Below are 19,017 nucleotides of genomic sequence, written 5' to 3' on the forward strand. Positions count from 1 at the left end.
CGGGGCATCACCGACGGCAAGACCCACCAAGCGAAGGCCATGGACTACCAGACGCTGCTGGACGACATTGCCGCGCAGATCCAGCCGCTGCTGGGCCAGGCCGGCGGCAAGGTGGCCAGCTACATCCCGGCGCTGGCGCGGGTGTCGCCATTGCACTTTGGCATCGCGCTGCGCACCTGTGACGGGCAGGAGGCGGCGGCCGGTGACTGCGACGCGCCGTTTTCCATCCAGAGCATGTCCAAGGTGTTCTCGCTCACCTTGGCCATGCGCGGCCTGGGTGACGCGCTGTGGGAACGCATAGGGCGTGAACCCTCGGGCAGCCCCTTCAATTCGCTGGTGCAGCTGGAGACCGAGCGCGGCATCCCGCGCAACCCGTTCATCAACGCCGGCGCCATTGCCGTGGCCGACCGGATGCTCAGCCTGGGCGACGCCAAGGCGCAACTGCTGGCGCTGCTGAGCAGCCTGTGCGGCGAGCCCGTGCACATGGACGATGAGGTGGCCGGCTCCGAGGCCGACACCGGTTTTCGCAACGCAGCGCTGGCCAATTTCATGAAGGGCTTCGGCACGCTGGACAACGACGTGGCCCAGGTGCTGGACGTGTACTTCCACCAATGCGCCATTGCCATGAGCTGCCGTCAGGTGGCGCGCGCCGCCGGCTACCTGTGCCGCGATGGCGCCCACCCCTACGGTGGCCCGCAGGTGGTGGGTGAGTCGCACGCACGGCGCATCAACGCGCTGATGCTGACCTGCGGCACTTATGACGCGGCGGGTGAGTTCGCCTTCCGCATCGGCCTGCCGTGCAAGAGCGGGGTGGGCGGCGGCATCATGGCGGTGGTGCCGGACAAGTTGAGTTTGTGCGTGTGGTCGCCCGCGCTGGACGCCACCGGCAACTCGCTGCTGGGCCGCAAGGCGCTGGAGTTGTTCGTGGGAGCCACTGGCCTGTCGGTTTTTTAGGGTGTTCTGGCGGCTGTCTGCCGCGCATGAGCCGGTTTTGCTGCATTTCCCGCATGTGGCAAGCAGAGGGGGATTTTTGCTCCTCGACTGGTTTATCCGCAGACTTCCAAGGAACTCCCCATGCCCATCCTCACCTTGATGCTTTCCGGCGCCGCGCGGCGCCTTGTCCTTGCCACAGCCCTGCTGGGCCTTGGCGCCTTGTCCAACGCCGGCTGGGCCGCTTCGGCGGCGCCTGGCGTGCCGGTGGACGCCAATTTCAAGCCGGCCGAGCGCGCCGCCACGCTGATGACGCTGGCTGACCCCACGGCTTCCGGCCTGAAGGGCCTCAAGCGCGTGGCCATTAGCTCGTTCCAGGTGGAATTTGTCACCAAGGGTGCGGCCAGCGCCAGCTCTTACGAGATCGGCCGGCAGGGCCGCGCCAGCACCAGCGTCTACATCACGCTGGTGGGCTTGAACGCGTCGGACTTCCAGGCCATCACCGACCAGCTGTACAACGATTTCGGCCGCGACCTGCAGGCCTCCGGCCTGGAGGTGGTGCCGGTGGACAAGGTGCTGGCGGCGGCGGCTTACCGCAAGATGGCTGCCAGCGGCAAGCCATCCCCGGCAGAAACCCGCACCAAGGACACCTGGTCCACCGTGTACGCGCCGGCTGGCCTGGGCGTTTACGGCATAGGGTCCAGCAGCTCGGCCATTGCATTGCTGGCGGGGTTCTCGGCCATGAGTGATGTGTCGACCACGATGTTTGGCAACATGGAATTGGCCAAGGAATTGGACGCATCGCTGCTGGTGGTGCGCCTGGTGGTCAATTTCGTCGACATGAAAAGCAGCGATTCCAGCTGGTTCAGCCGCAGTTCAGGTACGGCCACCGTGTCGTGGAAGTTTGGTCCTTCCGTGGCCGCCGGCAGCTCATCCGTCATGGTGGCGAGCGCCAACAACAATGCCATGCTGACCTTGGGGGCACCGCTGCTGATCGACGGCGCCGCGTTCACCGAGGTGAAGGACACCACGTCGGTGGCGGGCAATGTGGGCCTGGCGCTGTTGAGCGCGGCCATCGGCAAGGGCGGCAGCGCCACCGCCGAGGAAAAGGAAGCGGTGGCCGACCCGCAGCGCTACCGCGCACTGGTTGGGGCCGGTGTGGGCGCGGTGCGCGAGATGTTCATGCAGCGCCTGCGCGCGGTGCAATGATGCGCTGGGCGTCCAGCAGCCAGTCCTGCGCCGGTTTGCGCTGGAAAGGCGCCGGCTGCCGCTTGGAGAACTCCAGCAGGCCCGTGGCGAAGCGCCTGGCCTGCACGCTGTCGTTCAAGCGCGCGTAGGTGGTGCTGGCGCGCCATTGCGCCTCGGCCTGTTGCTGGTAGGCGTAGGCCGGCAGGTCCTTGTCGGCCAGCTTGGCGTAGTGTTCCACGGCGGTGGCAAACGCCGTGGCGGCGGCCGCCGGCGCGTTGCGCATCAGTTCGGCCTTGCCGGTCTGGGTATGGATGCGGGCCAGCCGCAGGCCGGTGTTGACGTTGCCGCCGTCCTTGGCCAGCACTTGCTGGGCGATGTCGCGTGCTTGCGCCAACGCCTGCAGCGCGTCGTCCGGACGCTGGGTCTCCAGGTACACATGGCCCTTGGTGGCCCAGGCGGCGTGCAGGTCGCCGCGCAGCACATAGTCCTCCCGATTGGCCTCTCGCGCCAGCAGCTTGCCCAGGCTGGCAATTTCCATCTCCAGGTAGCGCAAGGCGGTGGGAAAGTCCTTGGCGGCAATGGCCTGCCGGTATTTGACGCGCGTCAGCAGCGTGGTCATCTCCAGCACGTCCGGCCCGTCCTCCCGCCCGGCGGTCCAGCGCTTGAAAGCGGCCTCGCCTTTGGCCACCAGCTCGTCGGTGGGCAGGCGCGCGTTCATGGCGGTGTTGGCCATGCTCAGGTAGGTGAGGGCCACGTCGTGGGCGGCCTTGGGGTCCGCAGGCTGCTGCGCCAGCAGTTTGTCATAGCGGTCGGCGGCGCGCTGCGTCAACACGAGGGCGGCCTTGGGGTCTTCCTGCACCAGGATGGCACCCGCTTCCAGATCGAGTTCGGCCATTTCGCGGTTGGCGGCAGGCTGGTCGGGTTGCCTGGCCAGCACCGGCTCCAGCAACGCATACGCTTTTTCGGATGTCGCCTGGGCACCGGCCTTGTCGCCCAGGTGGGGGAGGCCGTTGCCGTTGAACAGCACGATCATCAGCTTGCGGTAGCCGCTGGCGATTTCCACCGCCAGCGCGGGGTCGCTGCCGGCCTCGCTGGCCAGGCTGTCCAGAAAGGCAATGCCGTCGGCTGCCAGTTCCTTGCGCACCGGGGTGGAACCACCCAGCGGCGCAATGCGGTCGTAGTATTTGAAGATCAGGTTGTTGGCCAGTTGGCGTACCTGTGCGTAGCGCTCTTGCGCCTTGCGCATCTGCACCACGGTGCTCGCGCCTCCCACAGCGATCGCCAGCACGGCCACGGTTGCCAAGGCCGTGGCGGCACGGTGGCGGGCGACAAACCGGCGCAGCACGTAGGCAGCGGAGGGCGGCTGGGCCTGTATCGGTCGGCGCTGCAGCCAGCGCTGCAAGTCGTCGTCCAGCTGGGCCACGGTGGCGTAGCGGTCTTGCGGCGCCTTGGCACAGGCCTTGAGCAGGATCACATCCAGATCGCCTTGCAGCGCTGCCGCGGTCATCGGGCTGGCGCTGGCGGCCACCTCGCTGGCCTTGCGCGGCGCGTCTTCCATCACGGCTTGCATGGCGGCGGCGGCGCTGTTGGCGGTATTGGAGGCAATGCGCGCGTAAGGGCTGGCGCCGGCCAGCAATTCATACAGCAGCAGGCCCAGCCCATAGACGTCGGTGGCCACGGTCACGGCCTGGCCGCGCACCTGCTCTGGGCTGGCGTAGCGCGGCGTAAACAGCAGGGCGGCATCTTGCGTGGCTTGGCCGGTGCCACCGTCCGCGCTGAGCATGCGGGCAATGCCAAAATCCAGCAACTTGGGCGTGCCATCCAGCGTCACCAGGATGTTGGATGGCTTGATGTCGCGGTGGATCAGCAGTTGCTGGTGTGCGCTTTGCACTGCGGCGCACACCGCGCGCACGATCTGCACGCGTTGTGCCACGCCTAATGAATGCCGATTGCAATAGGTGTCCACCGGCTCACCGTTCACCAGTTCCATCACCAGGTAAGGCGAGCCGTCTGCGCTGGTGCCGCCATCGATCAGGTGGGCAATGTTGGGGTGGTTCAACTCCGCCAGCGCCTGGCGCTCGCGCTGCATGCGCCGGGCATCGGCCTCGTTGTGGGCGCCGCCGCGCAACAGCTTGACGGCCACGCGCTGCTGGTAGGCGCCGTCGGCCCGGAGTGCCGCATGCACCACGCCCATGCCGCCGCGGCCGATTTCCTCTTCCAACGCATAGGCGCCGATGCGGCTGCCCGCCATGGTGCGCTTGGGGGGCGGATCCTGCGGCACGTCCAGCACGGCTGCCTGCGCCATGAAGCCGCTGGCGGTTGCGTCCTGTGCGTGCCGCAACAGCGACAGCGCCTCGTCGCGCAGGCGTGCATCGCCACCGCAACGCTTGTGCACAAAGGACCCGCGCTGTTCTGGCGGCAGCACCAGCGCGTCGGCCACCAGGTCCTTGGCGAGCCGCCACAGGTCTGCATCAGTTGTCATGGAGTGCGCGCTTCAAAAAAAGCCGGGCGGTGGACCATTCCCGTTTGATGGTGGCGCTGGAGAGTTGCATGGCGTCGGCGGTTTCTTCCACTGTCAGGCCGCCAAAGTAACGCAGTTCCACAATCCGGGCCTGCCGTTCGTCCAGCGCCTCGAGCTGCTTCAGCGCGGCGTCAAGTCCGAGGATGTCGATGGCGTTCTGCGCCTGAGAGTCAATTTCCGGTGTGGCCGAGGTCAAAGTCAGCCGCACCCAATCGCCGCCGCGTTTCTGCGTGCGGTGCGCCAACGCGTGGTCGATCAGAATCTGCCGCATCGCGTTGGCGGCAATGCCAAAAAAATGCGCGCGGTTTTCCCACTGCGGATTGGACTTGGCCAAGCGCAGATAGGCCTCATGCACCAGCGCCGTGGCGGACAGCGTGTGGTCGGTGCGCTCCTTGCGCATCTGGGATGCCGCAAGCCGCCGCAGTTCAAGGTACACCGCATCAATCTGTAAATCGGCCATGTTGTTGGAATGCGGCATCACGTGGCCATGGAGCGTCAAGGTTGGAAGGGGGATAACCCACTATGCCAGAAGCTGGAAACCGCCCGCACAACCCATCATTGTTGCAATACAGCAACACATCGTTAGAGGCATGTTGGCTTTTGGATACGTATTCAGGCGAAACCAAGCCAGGATTTCCGGCTCAAACCGGAAACCCCGGAGTGCATCGTGTCCACCCTCGCTGATTTGTCCAAGCCGCCCCATCGCCTGCAATCTCCACCAACCAGACCCCGTACCGCCAGGGCCAAGACCATGGAAGAAGCACCTCTGCAGGGTATCAGTCTGCAGGAGGCCTTTGACCAGACCACCGAATACCCGTTTGGCGTGCAGATCGGCCCGCACCGCTTGCGCGTGCTAGCCGTGCCCAACCAGCTTCTGTTGCGCAACAGGCGCTCCAAGCTCTGCCTGGAGACCGGCACGTTGTCGCTGGACAACGCCTTGAGCGGGCAGGACCTGGCGGCCGAGTTCGTGCGCGCCGTCATCACCGGCTCCCACTACTGCCATGGCGTCACCGAGCGTGACATTTCCGAGGAGACCTTCACCCACTCGGCTTCCAGCGCCTTCATCACCTTCGCACAGGCCAACCCGCTGGCGCTGGTGTGGTGGCTGTCCGAGCTGGACCCCGACGGCAGCAAAGGCTTCCTGCGCGCCATGCTGGGCCAGGGCCGCGCGCCGGCCGCGCCACAGCGGGTGGTGGTGAGAAAGCACGGCGTGCGCATAGAGCCGTTGCGGCCCGAAGTGGCCAAGAAGCACAACCGCTACGGCGAATACGAGTACCCCAGCCGCACCATACGTTACCTGACCACGCTGCAGGGGCCGACGCTGGCCACCATCTTGCTGCACGAGCTGCTGCACGCCATGCACGACCTGGGCGGCATCGCCCACAGCACCGACTGGCGGGTGTTCTGCCGCCACCAGCCACGGCTGCTGGTGGAGTTCGCCACGCAGAACCCCAGCGCTTGGCGCTTTGTGCTGTGGCACGCGTTCCACCATCTGGCGTTGCGAAGTGATACACCAGAAACCGGGGTGAAACACTACACTAGCGCCCTGAAACGATGGACCCTGGAACCGTTTTCTTCAAAACCGACAAGGGACGCGCAGAAGTGGCTGAACGCAGCGGCCACCTCTCGCCGGTCCAGCGCCGCCTATTGATCGTCATTGACGGCAGGAAGACCGTCACAGATCTGGGCGCGCTGGTGCGCATCGATGAGCTGTTGCCGGCGCTGGATCACCTGCTGGGCCTGGGCCTGACCGAAGCCGAGGGCGTGCCCGTGCCCATGGTGGATCCCGTGGCCACCGGTTTTGCCGCCTCCCGCCCTGGCGATCTGCCCCGCCCGGCCACCAGCGTGCCGCATTTCACCGAGGTGCGCCAGCAGGCCAGCGACTTCGTGCGCGAACGCCTGGGCAAGGCCGGCGAGCCCATCTGCGCCGCCATAGACCGCTGCACCAGCCCGGATGAGCTGCGCAAGATGCTGCGCGGCGTGGAGATCTTCATCGGCCAACGGCTGGACGCCGAGACCACGCAGGCCTTTGCGCGGCACTTTGGGCAGTTGCTGTTGTGAGCCAGGTTCCCGCCGGGGTCACCGTCGAGTTCGCCGCCAGCTTGCGCCGGCATGTGGATTGCCCGCCGCAGGACGTGGCCCCGGGCAGCTTGCGCGAGGTGCTGGAAACCGCCTTGCGCGCGCAGCCCGAATTGGCACACTACGTGTTTGACGACCAGCGCGCGGTGCGCAAGCATGTGGCCGTGTTCGTCAACCGCCAGATGGTGCAGGACCGCGTGAAGCTTGACCAGGTGCTGGCCGGCGGCGACAAGGTGCTGGTGATACAGGCGCTGACCGGCGGCTGAACACAGCCTGGGCGACGCTGGGCTGATGCAAACAAAGGAGACTTGCCATGTACACATTGCTGGCCGGCAGCCGCAAGGGCTTGTTCGCGCTGCGCGGCGCGGGTGAGCGTTGGGAAGTCGCTGCCCACCACTTCGCCGGTGAGCCGGTGACCCAGGTGCTGCACGACCCGCGCGACGGTGCCTGGTACGCCGCGCTGCGCATGGGGCACTTCGGCGTCAAGCTGCGCAAGAGCACCGATCAAGGCGCCAGTTGGCGCGAGATCGCCGCGCCAGCATTTCCGAAGAAGCCCGAACAGGGGCCGTTGGCCGATGACCCCACGCCCTGGTCGGTGGACCTGATTTGGTCGTTGGCGGCCGGCGGTGCGGACGAGCCGGGTGTGCTGTGGGCCGGATGCATCCCGGCTGGCCTGTTCCAGTCCACCGATGGCGGCGACAGCTGGACGCTGAACACCGCGCTGTGGGAAGACCCGCGCCGCAAGGGCTGGTTCGGAGGCGGCTACGATCATGCCGGTGTCCACGGCATCCTTGTGGACCCGCGCGATGCCCGGCACATCACGCTGGGGATTTCCTGCGGCGGTGTGTGGCAGAGTTTCGATGGCGGCGCCAGTTGGACGCTGACGGCCAAGGGCATGAAGGCGGACTACCTGCCCGCGGAGTCGGACGAGGACGAAAACACCCAGGACCCGCATTGCCTGGTGCAGTGTGCGGCCCAGCCCGATGCGCTATGGGTGCAACACCACTGCGGCATCTACCGCTCCACCGATGGCGGTCGCCAATGGCGGGCAATCGCCGCGCCGCAGCCTTCAGGGTTCGGCTTCGCCGTGGCGTGCGATCCGCGCAACCCCGAGCGTGCCTGGTTCGTGCCCGCGCAGGCCGACAGCTGCCGCATCCCGGTGGATGGCCGCATGGTGGTCACGCGCACTGACGATGGTGGCACCAGCTTCAAGGCTTTCGGCACCGGCTTGCCGGGCAGCAACGCTTACCACCTGGTGTACCGCCATGGCCTGGCTATTTCAACCGATGGCGAATTGCTGGCCATGGCCTCCACCACCGGCGGCTTGTGGGTCAGCGCCAGCGAGGGTGAACGCTGGCACTGCGTGTCGCGTGACCTGCCACCGCTGGCGGCGCTGCGGTTTTGTTAGCACCCTGCGGGTCTGTCACTGCGGGTCGCGCAGTTCCATGATGCGCTGGTACAGCGACTTGCTGGCCAGCGCCTGCTCCAGCAGCGCCAGTGCGCGCGTCACCTCTCCGGCCTCAAGGTCCAGCTGTTGCGCGGCTTGCTCAAAAGTGTCCCACAAAGGCCGCAGCCGCACCACCAGCGCCTTGCCGGAAGCGGAGAGCGCCAGCACTCGGCGGCGTGAATCACCGGGGTCTGTCTTGGCCGTGATCAGGCCGGCCCTTTGCAGCGACTTCCGGGTCTCGCTGACCGAGGCGTGCGAGATGCCCAGCGCCGTGGCCAGGTCACGCACACTCAGGGGGCCGGTCAGTGCCAGCTGGTTGATGACGCCGTACCAGCGCTGTTCAAACGGGATGCCGGCCGCCGCGTAGGCGCGCGCGGCATCCGCGTCTATCGCTGCGCTCAGGCGGCGCAGGCGGGCGCCCAGCGCCGCGCCGCCTTGGTTGGCAACGTAGTCTTTCAATGCAACGTCCTGCGGGTGAGGCGCGGTTTTTTTCAGGCGCATCTTTGACAATGGGTAGGTGCCTACGTAAAATTCTAGCATGACGATCTGCCAGAATTTTCCGGCGCACCTGTCGCGCCGTCGTGCGCTGGGTCTGGTGCTGGCGCTGCCCGCCCTGCCTCTGAAAAGCTGGGGCGCATCTGCGGTGACCCCCTCAGAATGGCTGCAGCGTTGGCTGGCCGCCTTCAATGACCCACACGACGCGGCCTACGAAGACTTCGTCAAGGCGCATCTTCCAGATGCGGTGCCTTATCTGAACGACGACCTGGCCTTGCGCGAAGCCACTGGCGGTTTCGAGTTGCTGCGCAGCGAGCAGACCCAACCCGGGGAGATCACTGCCTGGGTGCGCGACCGCAACTGGGACCGCTTCTCCAAGGTGGTGCTGTCGTTGAAAGCCGGGCTGCTGGAAGACATTGCATTTGCCGGGGCGCCGACGCCCGCAGGCTTCGCCGTGCACCGAGCCGACGAAGTCGCGGCCCTCGATGCATTGCGGCAAAAGTTGCAGACCGAGACCCGTGCCGGTCGCTTTTCGGGCGCGGTACTGGTGGCCAGGGGTGCTCGCGTGCTGCTGCGTGAGGCTTATGGCACGCGGGATGCGGGCAGCGTTCAGGCCGCAACAGCTGCCACGCGCTTTTGCATAGGTTCCATGGGCAAGATGTTCACCGCGGTGGCCATTCTTCAACAGGCGCAGACTGGAAAACTGCGGCTGACGGACACGCTGGTCACGCTGTTGCCGGACTATCCGGACACGCCATTGGCGCGCTCGGTGACGGTGCGCCACCTGCTGACCCATACCGGCGGCACGGGCGACTTCTTCGGTCCCGATTACGAGCGCCAGGCGGCCCAATTGCGCACGCCATCAGACTTCCTCCGCGCCTTCGGTCAGCGTGAGGTCTTGTTTGCGCCAGGCTCGCGCTGGGGTTACAGCAACTTCGGCTTCATGCTGTTGGGCGCCATCCTGGAACGTGTGTGCGGCCAGCCTTGGGGCCTGTGCCTTCAGAGTCAGGTTTTCAAGCCGGCCGGCATGTTGGTGACGTCTGCCGTGGCGGCGGCGGGTGATACGGCGCAACCGCTGACCGGTGCGGCGCAATCCGGCCTGAAGCCGTTGCCGTACTACCTGGGCCAGCCGGCCGGCGGCGGCTACTCGACGGTGGACGACCTGCACCGATTTGCGCTGGCCTTGCAGCAAGGCCAACTGCTTGACGCCGAACACCTGGCCTTGCTGACCAAGCCAGTGGTGCCCGCAGGCAGCCGGCAGTGGTCGCTGGGCTTGAGTATCGCCATGCGCAATGGCGCTTCCTGCTACGGGCACGGCGGCAGCGCGCCGGGGGTGAATGCGGATTTCGCCGTCTACCCGGCTTCCGGTTACACCGTGGTGGTGCTGTGCAACCGCGGCCACCCGCATGCAGCGAACGTGGCGGAATTCATTGGCAGCAGGCTGCCAGTGGCCTGAGCACTGGACGTACTCAGCGCTGGCCTATGCGCACCTCACCAAACACCTTGCTGGCCTCGCGCGGCAGGCTGCGCCAATACTGCGGGCTGGCCGCCACCTGGCCGCCCAATGCGGCGGCGGCTTCCCAGGGCCAGCGCGGCTTGTACAGCATGGCGCGGGCCAGCGCGATCAGGTCGGCGTCGCCGGCCTGCAGGATGTCTTCGGCCTGCTGCGGCTCGGTGATCAGGCCGACGGTGAAGGTGGTCAAGCCCGAACGCTGCTTGATCTGCCGCGCGAACGGCACCTGGTAGGCCGGGCCCAGCGCGATCTTCTGCTGCGGCGACACGCCGCCGGAGGACACGTGGATGAAGTCGCAACCCAGGGCTTTGAGCCGGCTGGCCAGCGCGCTGGACTGCTCCACGTCCCAGCCGCCATCCACCCAGTCGGTGGCTGATATGCGCATGCCCAGCACACCGCTGAAGGCGGCACGTACGGCGGCAAACACTTCCAGCGGGAAGCGCACACGGTTGTCGAAGCTGCCGCCATAGGCGTCAAGGCGCTGGTTCGCCAGTGGTGACAAAAATTGGTGCAGCAGGTAGCCGTGCGCCCCGTGCAGTTCCACCGCCTCGATGCCCATGGCAGCCGCACGCCGGGCGGCGGCCACGAAGGCATCGCGCACCCGGGCCAAGCCGGCCTCATCCAGCGCTTCGGGCACGGCTTCGTCGGGCTTGATGGGCAGGGCCGATGGTGCTTGCGCCAGCCACCCGCCTTGCGCGGCGGACAACTGCTGGCCGCCCTCCCATGGCACCGCGCTGGAGGCCTTGCGCCCGGCATGGCCCAGCTGTATGCACACCGGCATGGCAGGGGCCAGGCGGCGTGCACGCGCCAGTTTGTCGGCCAACGCGGCTTCGGTGTGCGCGTCCCACAGGCCCAGGCAGCCGGGGGTGATGCGGCCTTCGGCGGTGACGGCGGTGGCCTCCAGGGTCAGCATGCCGGCACCGCTGTTGAGCAGGCTGGCCCAGTGCATCAAATGCCAGTCGTTGGCCTCGCCGTGGGTGGACGAGTATTGGCACATCGGTGCGATGACGATGCGGTTGGCCAAGGTGATGCCGCCGCGCGGGGAGGACAGGTGCAGGGGTGAAAACAGCAGGCTCATGGTGGGCCGGATTCTGTCATGCACCGGTAAAGCCTGCTCGCGCATGGGGAACAACCCTGATGCTGCGGACGGTGCAAAGCCTAGAATGGTCTGGCCCCTTTGGCGTTTCAGGAGGTCAGCCATGAGCCGCAACGAAACCGAGAAACTCCGCACGGTGGCCCTGGTGGGCCATGGCGCCGTGGGCAAGACCACGCTGGCCGAAGCGTTGCTGGCGGCCAGCGGCGCCATCACCAGCCGGGGCGCGGTGGAGAAGGGCAACACCGTGTGCGACTTCGACCCGCAGGAAAAAGAGCTGGGCCATTCGTTGAACGCCTCGCTGGTCAGCTTCAAGACCGGCCAGGCCACTGTGCACCTGATAGACACCCCCGGTTATCCGGACTTTTCCGGCCAGGCCCTGGGTGCGCTGGCGGCGGTGGACTGCGCGCTGGTGGTCATCAGCGCACAGACCGGCATCGAGCTGTCCACCGAGCGCATGATGCGCATGGCCGCCGCGCGCAACCTGTGCCGCATGATCGTCATCAACAAGATAGACGCCGACAACCTGGACCTGCCCGGCCTGGTGGCCCAGGTGCGCGAGCGCTTCGGCCGCGAATGCATGTTGCTGGACCTGCCCGCGCACCACAGCCACGACGTGGTGGAACTGCTGGGGCACGACAGCGGCGACAGTGACTTCGAATCGGTGGCGGCGGCGCACCGCGCGCTGATCGACCAGATCGTGGAAGAAGACGAAGACCTGCTGGCACGCTACCTGGATGACGGCGCCGACCCCAGCCCGCAGGAGCTGCATGCCCCTTTTGAGAAGGCCTTGCGCGCCGGCCACCTGGTGCCCATCCTGTTCGTGTCGGCGCGCACAGGCGCTGGCATCCCGCAACTGCTGGAGGTGCTGGACAAGCTGGCGCCCAACCCGATGGAGGGCAACCCGCCCCCTTTTTACCGCGGCGAGCCTGGTGCGGCGGACGCCCAGGCGTTCCAGGCCCAACCCGATGCGTCCAAGCACGTGCTGGCCCATGTGTTCAAGGTCATCAGCGACCCCTTCATCGGCAAGATGGGGGTGTTTCGCGTGCACCAGGGCACCGTCACGCGGGATTCGCAACTGTTCGTGGGTGACGGGCGCAAGCCCTTCAAGGTGGGTCACCTGTACCGCCTGCAGGGCAAGGACTATGTGGAGGTGGACGCGCTGGTGCCCGGTGACCTGGGCGCGGTGGCCAAGGTGGAAGAGATCGATTTCGACTGCGTGCTGCACGATTCGCACGACGAGGACCACATCCACTTGAAACCGCTGGAGTTCCCGCTGCCCATGCAGGGCCTGGCGGTGCAGACCAAGCGCAAGAACGACGAGCAGCGGCTCTATGACGTGCTGCGCAAGTTCGAGGTGGAAGACCCGTGCTTCAAGGTCGAGCGCCACCCAGGCACCAACGAGACGGTGATCAAGGGCCTGGGCGAGATGCACCTGCGCGCCAAGCTGGCGCGCATGGCCCAGCAGTACAAGCTGGAGCTGGCCACCAAGCCGCCGCAGATCGCCTACCGCGAGACCATCACCGCGCGCGCCGAAGGCCACTGCCGCCATAAGAAGCAAAGCGGTGGCGCCGGTCAGTTTGGCGAGGTGATGCTGCGCATCGAGCCGCTGGAGCGCGGCGCCGGTTTCGAGTTTGTGGACATCGTCAAAGGTGGCGCGATACCCGGCGTCTTCATGCCGGCGGTGGAGAAGGGCGTGCGCCAGGCCCTGGCCGACGGCGTGATCGCCGGCTACCCGGTGCAGGACCTGCGGGTGACGGTGCATGACGGCAAGTCACACTCGGTGGACAGCAAGGAGATCGCCTTCGTCTCGGCCGGTCGCAAGGCCACCATCGAGGCGATACGCGCGGCCACCCCCATCGTGCTGGAGCCGCTGGTGGACATCGAGGTGGTGGCGCCTGAATACGCGGTGGGAGACCTCACCGGTGACCTGGCCGGCAAGCGCGGCCACGTCACCGGCACCCAACCGCGCGGCCTGGGCGCCGTGGCCATCACCGGCCAGGTGCCGCTGGTGGAGGTGGTGGACTACCAGTCGCGCCTGAAGTCACTGACAGGCGGGCAGGGGGCCTACACCATCGCCTTCTCCCACTACGCCCAGGTGCCTCCTGTCACGCAGAGCCACCTGGCGCTGGCGTACAAGGAGCGGGCTGCGAAGCTGGACGAGGATTGAGCTGATCAGGCTTGCCACACCCCATACCCCGCCTCGCGTAGCGCGATGCCCAGTTCCACCTCCATATCGCGCGCGGCCTCGTAGGGCATGGGGTTGTACATCTGATAGAGCTGGGGCAGCAGGCGCAGGCCGTGATCGCGCACGAACACATTGCTCTGGATGCCGGCCTTGTGCTTGTCAAAGCGCACATCGGGGTCCAGCCCGGTCATGCCCACATAGACGAACGGCTTGCCGAATAGGTAGTCGGGGTTGGCAGCGCGAAAGCGCCCTACGTTCCATACCTGGTCAGCCAGTTCAACCACATACACGTGGTAGTGATGGCTGCGCGGCTTCTTGCTCATGCGCCGCATTATCGCGGCTGGTAATTTCGCTCAGGCGGCGCAGGTTACGCGGTCGCGTCCGGCTTCCTTGGACTTGTAAAGCGCCGCGTCGGCGCGGGCGATCAGCCGCTGCGCGTCATCGCCCTGCTTCAGCGCCGCAACGCCACCGGAGACACTGACGGTCAGCACCACCTCTTGCGTACGGCGGTCGCGCACCTTCATCGCGCGCACACGCTGGCGCAGCGCATCGGCCAGTTGCACGCTGTGTTCCAGCGTGCTGTCGGGCAACAGCACAGCGAATTCCTCACCACCGTAGCGCGCCGCCACCGCTTCCGTCTTGCCGGGGGGCAGGCTGGCGCGCAGCACGTCGCCCAACGCCTGGATCACGCGGTCGCCCATCACGTGGCCGTGGGTATCGTTGACCTTTTTGAAATGGTCGATGTCCAGCATGATCAGGCAGTGCGCGTGGTGTTGCGTCGGCGGCTGGCCCAGCATGGAGGCCATACGCTCGTCGAAGCCCTTGCGGTTGAGCACGCGCGTCAGCGGGTCCAGCACGGCCTCGTCGCGCACGCGGTTCAGCTCCACCTGCAGCCGCTCGATTTCTCGCCGGCTGGCGATCACCTGCTGCTCCAGCGCCTGGGCGGTGTCGCGCATCTGCTGGCTACCGGCCAGCGCTTCGTGCACCAGCGGTGTCATGGCGTCGGTGTCGTTGGCGTTGAGTGCCTCGGTCAGGCCGCGCAGCTTCAGATCGAAGGCGCCAGCATGGTCGCCAGTGCGCGTTACGCTGTCCAGCATGCCGTTCATCATCAGCTGGAACTCACTGCTGATGCGCTGCATGGCGACCGGGTCCACATCGGCCACAAACTGCTGGTACAGGCGCACCACATCGACATCACTCAGCTTGGGCTTGGCTTGCACCGCCTGCTCAATGCCCTGTTTTAGCCGGTGGTTGGTGCCGGCGGCAAACTCGTACCAGACGGCGAACGACACCGGGTTGTACGCGGCCTCGTGCTGGCCCATCAGGGCAATGGTCTGGCGCAACAATTCAGCGCTCTGCTCTCGGGACTCTTGATACCGCATTGCCATTCTCCAACGAATTTCTTGTACCCACCGGTCGATGCAGACCGCCAGCGTTGGGAGGGATATTAGGGCGTACTTGTACTTCTGCACAGGGCTGGCGAGCAGTTGTGCCCTGGCAGCGCCGATATACGTTGCGTTCTCGCATCAATTGGCTATGGAGTCATCAGTTTTGGACATGTCCATGTGGTGATCAACGGGCTTTACACACCGACGACTGACGAGGTGGCAGTTTTACAACTATCGGGGCCCTCAGAGAGGGAGAAATGCGCACAATCCGCTAAGCTACGCAACTGGCTTAAAAACATAATTCGGGATTGGCAATGGCAACTGCGACCACCAACAAGGACTTGACCGCAACACGCGGCCCCGCGGCATGCGGGGGGCGGTCTTGAGCCCGGTAGCCAACCCACCCCAACGGCAACCCCAATCGCGTGGCACAGACCGCCGCGCAGACGCCCACAACGCGGCTGCCCAGGCGCTGCAGGCCAGCGAAGAAAAGTACCGTGGCGTGCTGGAGGGCATGGAAGATGCCTACTACGAGGTGGACCTGAAGGGCCACCACACCCACTTCAACAGCGCCATGCTGCGCCTGACCGGCTACAGCGCCGAAGAGTTGTACGCGCACAGCAACCGCGACTTCCAAACCCCCGAGATGGCGCGCGTCACCGGCGAAATCTTCAAGCAGGTGTTTCGCAGCGGCCAGCCGGTCAAGAGCCAGTATTGGGAATACCTTCACAAGGACGGCAGCCTGGTGTGCGTGGAGGGCTCAGTGCACCTGCTGACCGGGGCCAACGGCAAGGCCTGCGGCTTTCACGGCATCCTGCGCGACGTCACGCTGCGGCGCAAGACCGAGCAGGCGCTGCGTGACAGCGAGGCACGCTTTCGCGCACTGACCAACCTGTCGTCCGACTGGTACTGGGAGCTGGACGCAGAGCTCCGCTACTCGCGCATGGAAGGCCGGCGCAACGCGCACGCGATCCAGAGCGCCTTCCTGGGCCGCTACATCTGGGACACCGAGTTTGATCTGCAGGCCGCCGGCGGCTGGGAGGCACACCGCGCGCTGATGGCCGCGCAACAGCCATTTCGCGACGTCACCATGTACCGCATGCTGGCCAACGGCAGCCCCTACTACATCAGCACCAGCGCCGAGCCCATGCTGGATGGCGACGGCAACTTCGCCGGCTACCGCGGCGTGTCGCGCGAGATCACGCACCAGAAGATCGCCGAACAGCGCATTGAGTACCTGGCCACGCACGACGCGCTGACCGGCCTGCCCAATCGCGTGATGTTCAGCCAGTTGCTGAACCAGGCCATCCTGACCGCGCGGCGCTACGACCGGCGCTTTGCCGTGATGTTCGTGGACCTGGACCGCTTCAAGTTCGTCAACGACTCGCTCGGCCACGGCGTGGGCGACAAGCTGCTGCAGGAACTGGCGGGGCGCTTCCGCCGCGTGCTGCGCGCCAGTGATGTGCTGGCGCGCATCAGCGGCGACGAGTTCGTGCTGATGATCCACGAGGCCAAGGACAGCGCGCAGACGGCTGCCGCCGCGCGCAAGATCCTGTCGTCCGCCATCAAGCCCTTCCTGCTCAACGGCCAGGAATGCCGCGTCACCGCCAGCATCGGCATCGCCATGTTCCCCGGCGACGGCGAGGACGAGCAGTCGCTGATGAAGAACTCCGACAGCGCGATGTACTACGCCAAGGAGCAGGGCAAGAACAACTTCCAGTTCTACTCGCAGGACATCAAGTCCAGCTCGCTGGAGCGGCTGTCACTCGAAACGCACCTGCGCCACGCGCTGCAGCGCAACGAGTTCTCGCTGCATTACCAGGCCAAGCTGGATTTGCGCAGCGGCGCCATCACCGGCGTGGAAGCGCTGCTGCGCTGGGACAACCCGGTGCTGGGCTCGGTGTCGCCCAACCACTTCATCCCGGTGGCGGAAGAGACCGGCATCATCGTGCCCATCGGCAAATGGGTGATGCGCACCGCCTGCGCGCAGATCGTGGCCTGGAAGAAGGCCGGCCTGCCGCCGATCTGCGTCGCGGTGAACCTGTCACCGCGCCAGTTCGCCAACGAAAAGCTGCTGGGCGAGATCGCCGAGGTGCTGAAGGAAACCGGCATCCCGCCGCACTTGCTGGAACTGGAGATCACCGAGGGCATGGTGATCGGCGACACCGCCGCCGCTGTGCACTTGCTGACCGCCATCAAGCACCTTGGCGTGCGCCTGGCCATCGACGACTTCGGAACCGGTTATTCGTCCTTGGGACAGTTGAAGAACTTCCCCATCGACACGCTGAAGGTGGACCGCTCCTTCATCCGCGACATCGTCAGCAACGCCGAGGACAAGGCCATCACCGAGGCCATCATCGCCATCGGCAAGACGCTCTCCATGACGGTGGTGGCCGAAGGCGTGGAAACCGGCGACCAGGAAGCCTTCCTGCGCGAACACGCCTGCGACGAGATCCAGGGCTACTACTTCAGCAAGCCGTTGCCGGCCGAGGCGTTTGCGCAGCTGATGCGCACGCATGCGCCTGTGGAGAGCTGAGCGACAGACCTCAGCCTGCCAGCGTAGCTGTCAACTCACCCTCCGCCCGCAGCCACTGCACCAGGTCCAGCGCATCAGGGTTGCCGGCGGCGCGCGGTGACAGCTCGACGAAGTAGGCGCGTTGCGAGGCCGCACGCCCCTTGAACGGCGTCACCAGCCGGCCGTCCTCCACGTGGCCGCTGAGCAGCGGAAAGCGCCCTATGGCCACGCCATGGCCGGCCACGGCGGCGGCAATGGCGTCGGAATACTGGCTGAAACGCATGGTGTTCTTCACCCGCAGCTCGGTCAGGCCCATGATGTTGAACCACGGCGCCCAGTCCGCCGTCAGCGACTTGCCGGGCTGCATGTCCATGGCCAGCAGCGTGTGATGTTCCAGGTCGGCCGGCTCCTGCAACGGGGCAGCGGCAGTTTTCAGCAGGGTGGGCGCGCACACCGGCACCACGCTTTCCTCGAACAGCGGCTTGCCCACGCCTTCGCCGGTGGGGCAAAAGCGCACCGCCACATCGATGCCGGTGCGCTCCAGGTCCAGCACATCCAGCGTGGCGGACACGCGCACGTCCACATGCGGGTGGCTGGCGGTGAACTTGGCCAGCCGGGGAATCAGCCACAGCGAGGCAAAGCCCGGCGTGGTGGTGACCGACACCTGGCGCAGCGCGTGGATGGCGCGCACGCTGGTGGTGGCGTCGCGCAGGCGCTGCAAGCAGTCCAGCACGGCGCGCTGCATGATCTGGCCCGCCTCGGTCAGCGCCAGCGCGCGGTGGCGCCGTTCAAACAATGGCACCCCCAGGCTTTCTTCAATGCTCTGAATCTGCCGGCTCACCGCCGACTGGGTCAGGAACAGTTCCTTGGCCGCCAGCGTGAAGCTCAGCGTGCGCGCCGCCGCTTCGAAGCTGCGCAGCAGGTCCAGCCGCGGCAACTCGGTGCGGCGTATGCCCGCCAGACCTGCAGGCGCCGGAGCGGTGGTGGGCAGAATGACATGCTTGACGGGCATTTGAGCGAGTATCTTTTTTGAGCGGCGGCTTCTGGCAGCTGCCAGTATAGGCATTCCACCGGCGCATGCACAGGCGCCATCGCGTCAACGGCGCGGCAGCACGCTCAGGCCAGGTCCTCATGCAGGCACAGGATATTGCCTTCGGTGTCTTCAAACCAGGCAGCCTTTTCCGAACCGAGTTCACAGACGTGGTCGGTGGTCTTCAGGCCGGGGAAGTCGTAATCGGCGAAGCGCACGCCTTGCGCCTTCAACTGGGCGATGGCCTCGGCGATGTTGTCCACGCGAAAACTCAAGGCGGTGTGCTGTGCCTGGGTGCCTTCTGGCTTGGGGAACAGTGCAACCTCGGTGCCGCCGCAGCGGTAGACGAATTTGCCATCCGGCTTGCCGCCCACCGCTTGCAAGCCCAGGCACTGGTCGTAAAACTGGCGCGCCCGCACCATGTCCTTGACCGGCAGCATGCAGGTGGCCTCTGTGCTGGGAAAACTGTTCATGGCAGAACTCCTTCTGGCGTGTCACGCCAAGCCTCAGCATGCTAGGCCTGCCTGGCGCGATTTGCAACCGGCTAGATCGCCGAGACGCCTCGCCGCAGATGCCGGGTTTGCTGGCTTGGTTTTATCAGCAAGGCATCCTCTATCGGGCCGATAGTGT

At 66.1% G+C, this 19,017-nt stretch carries 17 protein-coding genes; 9 read left to right on the top strand and 8 right to left on the bottom strand.

The genetic code is table 11. The features are described 5' to 3' along the window. The first annotated feature begins 39 nt into the window (after positions 1 to 39). On the top strand, positions 40 to 954 hold the full coding sequence (locus AC1DX2_RS00940; protein ID WP_477194403.1) for a glutaminase: 915 nt from the start codon (positions 40 to 42) through the stop codon (positions 952 to 954). Positions 955 to 1,074: 120 nt separating this feature from the next. Next, positions 1,075 to 2,139: a hypothetical protein gene (locus AC1DX2_RS00945; RefSeq protein ID WP_477194404.1), complete on the top strand. Its 1,065-nt coding sequence runs from the start codon at positions 1,075 to 1,077 to the stop codon at positions 2,137 to 2,139. Here AC1DX2_RS00945 and AC1DX2_RS00950 read toward each other — a convergent pair. After that, positions 2,111 to 4,600, bottom strand: a complete 2,490-nt coding sequence (locus AC1DX2_RS00950; RefSeq protein WP_477194405.1) for a protein kinase domain-containing protein — start codon at positions 4,598 to 4,600, stop codon at positions 2,111 to 2,113. The genes AC1DX2_RS00945 and AC1DX2_RS00950 overlap by 29 nt on opposite strands. Beyond that, a complete protein-coding gene (locus AC1DX2_RS00955) occupies positions 4,590 to 5,117 on the bottom strand; it encodes an ECF-type sigma factor (protein WP_477194406.1) in 528 nt (175 codons plus the stop codon). The genes AC1DX2_RS00950 and AC1DX2_RS00955 overlap by 11 nt, the downstream gene beginning before the upstream one ends. 273 nt (positions 5,118 to 5,390) lie before the next feature. Between AC1DX2_RS00955 and AC1DX2_RS00960 the strand changes: the two genes are divergently transcribed. The 4 genes from AC1DX2_RS00960 to AC1DX2_RS00975 are packed head-to-tail and all read left to right on the top strand — an operon-like array spanning position 5,391 to position 8,126. Continuing rightward, positions 5,391 to 6,290, top strand: a complete 900-nt coding sequence (locus AC1DX2_RS00960; protein ID WP_477194407.1) for a hypothetical protein — start codon at positions 5,391 to 5,393, stop codon at positions 6,288 to 6,290. After that, positions 6,287 to 6,700: a hypothetical protein gene (locus AC1DX2_RS00965; RefSeq protein ID WP_477194408.1), complete on the top strand. Its 414-nt coding sequence runs from the start codon at positions 6,287 to 6,289 to the stop codon at positions 6,698 to 6,700. Before AC1DX2_RS00960 ends, AC1DX2_RS00965 begins: the two co-directional genes overlap by 4 nt. Continuing rightward, entirely contained in the window at positions 6,697 to 6,984 is a 288-nt protein-coding gene (locus AC1DX2_RS00970; RefSeq protein WP_477194409.1) for a MoaD/ThiS family protein, read from the top strand. Before AC1DX2_RS00965 ends, AC1DX2_RS00970 begins: the two co-directional genes overlap by 4 nt. Before the next feature lie 47 nt (positions 6,985 to 7,031). Further along, positions 7,032 to 8,126, top strand: a complete 1,095-nt coding sequence (locus tag AC1DX2_RS00975) for a WD40/YVTN/BNR-like repeat-containing protein (RefSeq protein WP_477194410.1) — start codon at positions 7,032 to 7,034, stop codon at positions 8,124 to 8,126. Positions 8,127 to 8,141: 15 nt separating this feature from the next. On the opposite strand, the gene AC1DX2_RS00980 is transcribed toward AC1DX2_RS00975, so the two are convergent. Further along, the gene (locus tag AC1DX2_RS00980) at positions 8,142 to 8,624 is read right to left on the bottom strand and encodes a MarR family winged helix-turn-helix transcriptional regulator (RefSeq protein WP_477194411.1); all 483 of its coding nucleotides are present in this window, start codon (positions 8,622 to 8,624) and stop codon (positions 8,142 to 8,144) included. Between the two features lie 79 nt (positions 8,625 to 8,703). Between AC1DX2_RS00980 and AC1DX2_RS00985 the strand changes: the two genes are divergently transcribed. Continuing rightward, positions 8,704 to 10,116, top strand: coding sequence for a serine hydrolase domain-containing protein (locus AC1DX2_RS00985; protein ID WP_477194412.1), 1,413 nt, complete (start codon positions 8,704 to 8,706; stop codon positions 10,114 to 10,116). Between the two features lie 13 nt (positions 10,117 to 10,129). Here AC1DX2_RS00985 and AC1DX2_RS00990 read toward each other — a convergent pair whose 3' ends face one another. Beyond that, positions 10,130 to 11,251, bottom strand: coding sequence for an NADH:flavin oxidoreductase/NADH oxidase (locus AC1DX2_RS00990; RefSeq protein ID WP_477194413.1), 1,122 nt, complete (start codon positions 11,249 to 11,251; stop codon positions 10,130 to 10,132). Between the two features lie 121 nt (positions 11,252 to 11,372). On the opposite strand from AC1DX2_RS00990, the gene fusA reads away from it, so the two are divergent. Further along, positions 11,373 to 13,436 carry an elongation factor G gene (fusA, locus tag AC1DX2_RS00995; RefSeq protein ID WP_477194414.1) on the top strand — a complete coding sequence of 688 codons (2,064 nt, stop codon included), beginning with the start codon at positions 11,373 to 11,375 and terminating at the stop codon, positions 13,434 to 13,436. A 5-nt stretch (positions 13,437 to 13,441) separates the two neighbouring features. Here fusA and AC1DX2_RS01000 read toward each other — a convergent pair whose 3' ends face one another. Then, positions 13,442 to 13,777: a hypothetical protein gene (locus tag AC1DX2_RS01000; RefSeq protein WP_477194415.1), complete on the bottom strand. Its 336-nt coding sequence runs from the start codon at positions 13,775 to 13,777 to the stop codon at positions 13,442 to 13,444. Positions 13,778 to 13,807: 30 nt separating this feature from the next. Continuing rightward, positions 13,808 to 14,836, bottom strand: coding sequence for a GGDEF domain-containing protein (locus AC1DX2_RS01005; protein ID WP_477194416.1), 1,029 nt, complete (start codon positions 14,834 to 14,836; stop codon positions 13,808 to 13,810). Positions 14,837 to 15,224: 388 nt separating this feature from the next. Between AC1DX2_RS01005 and AC1DX2_RS01010 the strand changes: the two genes are divergently transcribed. After that, complete coding sequence (locus AC1DX2_RS01010; RefSeq protein ID WP_477194417.1) at positions 15,225 to 17,378, top strand: sensor domain-containing protein; 2,154 nt, start codon at positions 15,225 to 15,227, stop codon at positions 17,376 to 17,378. Positions 17,379 to 17,388: 10 nt separating this feature from the next. On the opposite strand, the gene AC1DX2_RS01015 is transcribed toward AC1DX2_RS01010, so the two are convergent. Beyond that, a complete protein-coding gene (locus tag AC1DX2_RS01015; RefSeq protein WP_477194418.1) occupies positions 17,389 to 18,369 on the bottom strand; it encodes a LysR substrate-binding domain-containing protein in 981 nt (326 codons plus the stop codon). A 104-nt stretch (positions 18,370 to 18,473) separates the two neighbouring features. Next, positions 18,474 to 18,860, bottom strand: coding sequence for a VOC family protein (locus AC1DX2_RS01020; RefSeq protein ID WP_477194419.1), 387 nt, complete (start codon positions 18,858 to 18,860; stop codon positions 18,474 to 18,476). Positions 18,861 to 19,017: the final 157 nt, after the last annotated feature.

It is taken from the genome of Hylemonella sp. P2_B10 (assembly GCF_056404875.1).

Excerpts from the sequence above, each read along its gene's own strand:
- AC1DX2_RS00940 (WP_477194403.1), top strand. The coding sequence starts at position 40 with ATGGACTACCAGACGCTGCTGGACGACATTGCCGCGCAGATCCAGCCG.
- AC1DX2_RS00945 (WP_477194404.1), top strand. The coding sequence starts at position 1,075 with ATGCCCATCCTCACCTTGATGCTTTCCGGCGCCGCGCGGCGCCTTGTC.
- AC1DX2_RS00950 (WP_477194405.1), bottom strand. The coding sequence starts at position 4,600 with ATGACAACTGATGCAGACCTGTGGCGGCTCGCCAAGGACCTGGTGGCC.
- AC1DX2_RS00955 (WP_477194406.1), bottom strand. The coding sequence starts at position 5,117 with ATGCCGCATTCCAACAACATGGCCGATTTACAGATTGATGCGGTGTAC.
- AC1DX2_RS00960 (WP_477194407.1), top strand. The coding sequence starts at position 5,391 with ATGGAAGAAGCACCTCTGCAGGGTATCAGTCTGCAGGAGGCCTTTGAC.
- AC1DX2_RS00975 (WP_477194410.1), top strand. The coding sequence starts at position 7,032 with ATGTACACATTGCTGGCCGGCAGCCGCAAGGGCTTGTTCGCGCTGCGC.
- AC1DX2_RS00985 (WP_477194412.1), top strand. The coding sequence starts at position 8,704 with ATGACGATCTGCCAGAATTTTCCGGCGCACCTGTCGCGCCGTCGTGCG.
- AC1DX2_RS00990 (WP_477194413.1), bottom strand. The coding sequence starts at position 11,251 with ATGAGCCTGCTGTTTTCACCCCTGCACCTGTCCTCCCCGCGCGGCGGC.
- fusA (WP_477194414.1), top strand. The coding sequence starts at position 11,373 with ATGAGCCGCAACGAAACCGAGAAACTCCGCACGGTGGCCCTGGTGGGC.
- AC1DX2_RS01000 (WP_477194415.1), bottom strand. The coding sequence starts at position 13,777 with ATGAGCAAGAAGCCGCGCAGCCATCACTACCACGTGTATGTGGTTGAA.
- AC1DX2_RS01005 (WP_477194416.1), bottom strand. The coding sequence starts at position 14,836 with ATGCGGTATCAAGAGTCCCGAGAGCAGAGCGCTGAATTGTTGCGCCAG.
- AC1DX2_RS01015 (WP_477194418.1), bottom strand. The coding sequence starts at position 18,369 with ATGCCCGTCAAGCATGTCATTCTGCCCACCACCGCTCCGGCGCCTGCA.
- AC1DX2_RS01020 (WP_477194419.1), bottom strand. The coding sequence starts at position 18,860 with ATGAACAGTTTTCCCAGCACAGAGGCCACCTGCATGCTGCCGGTCAAG.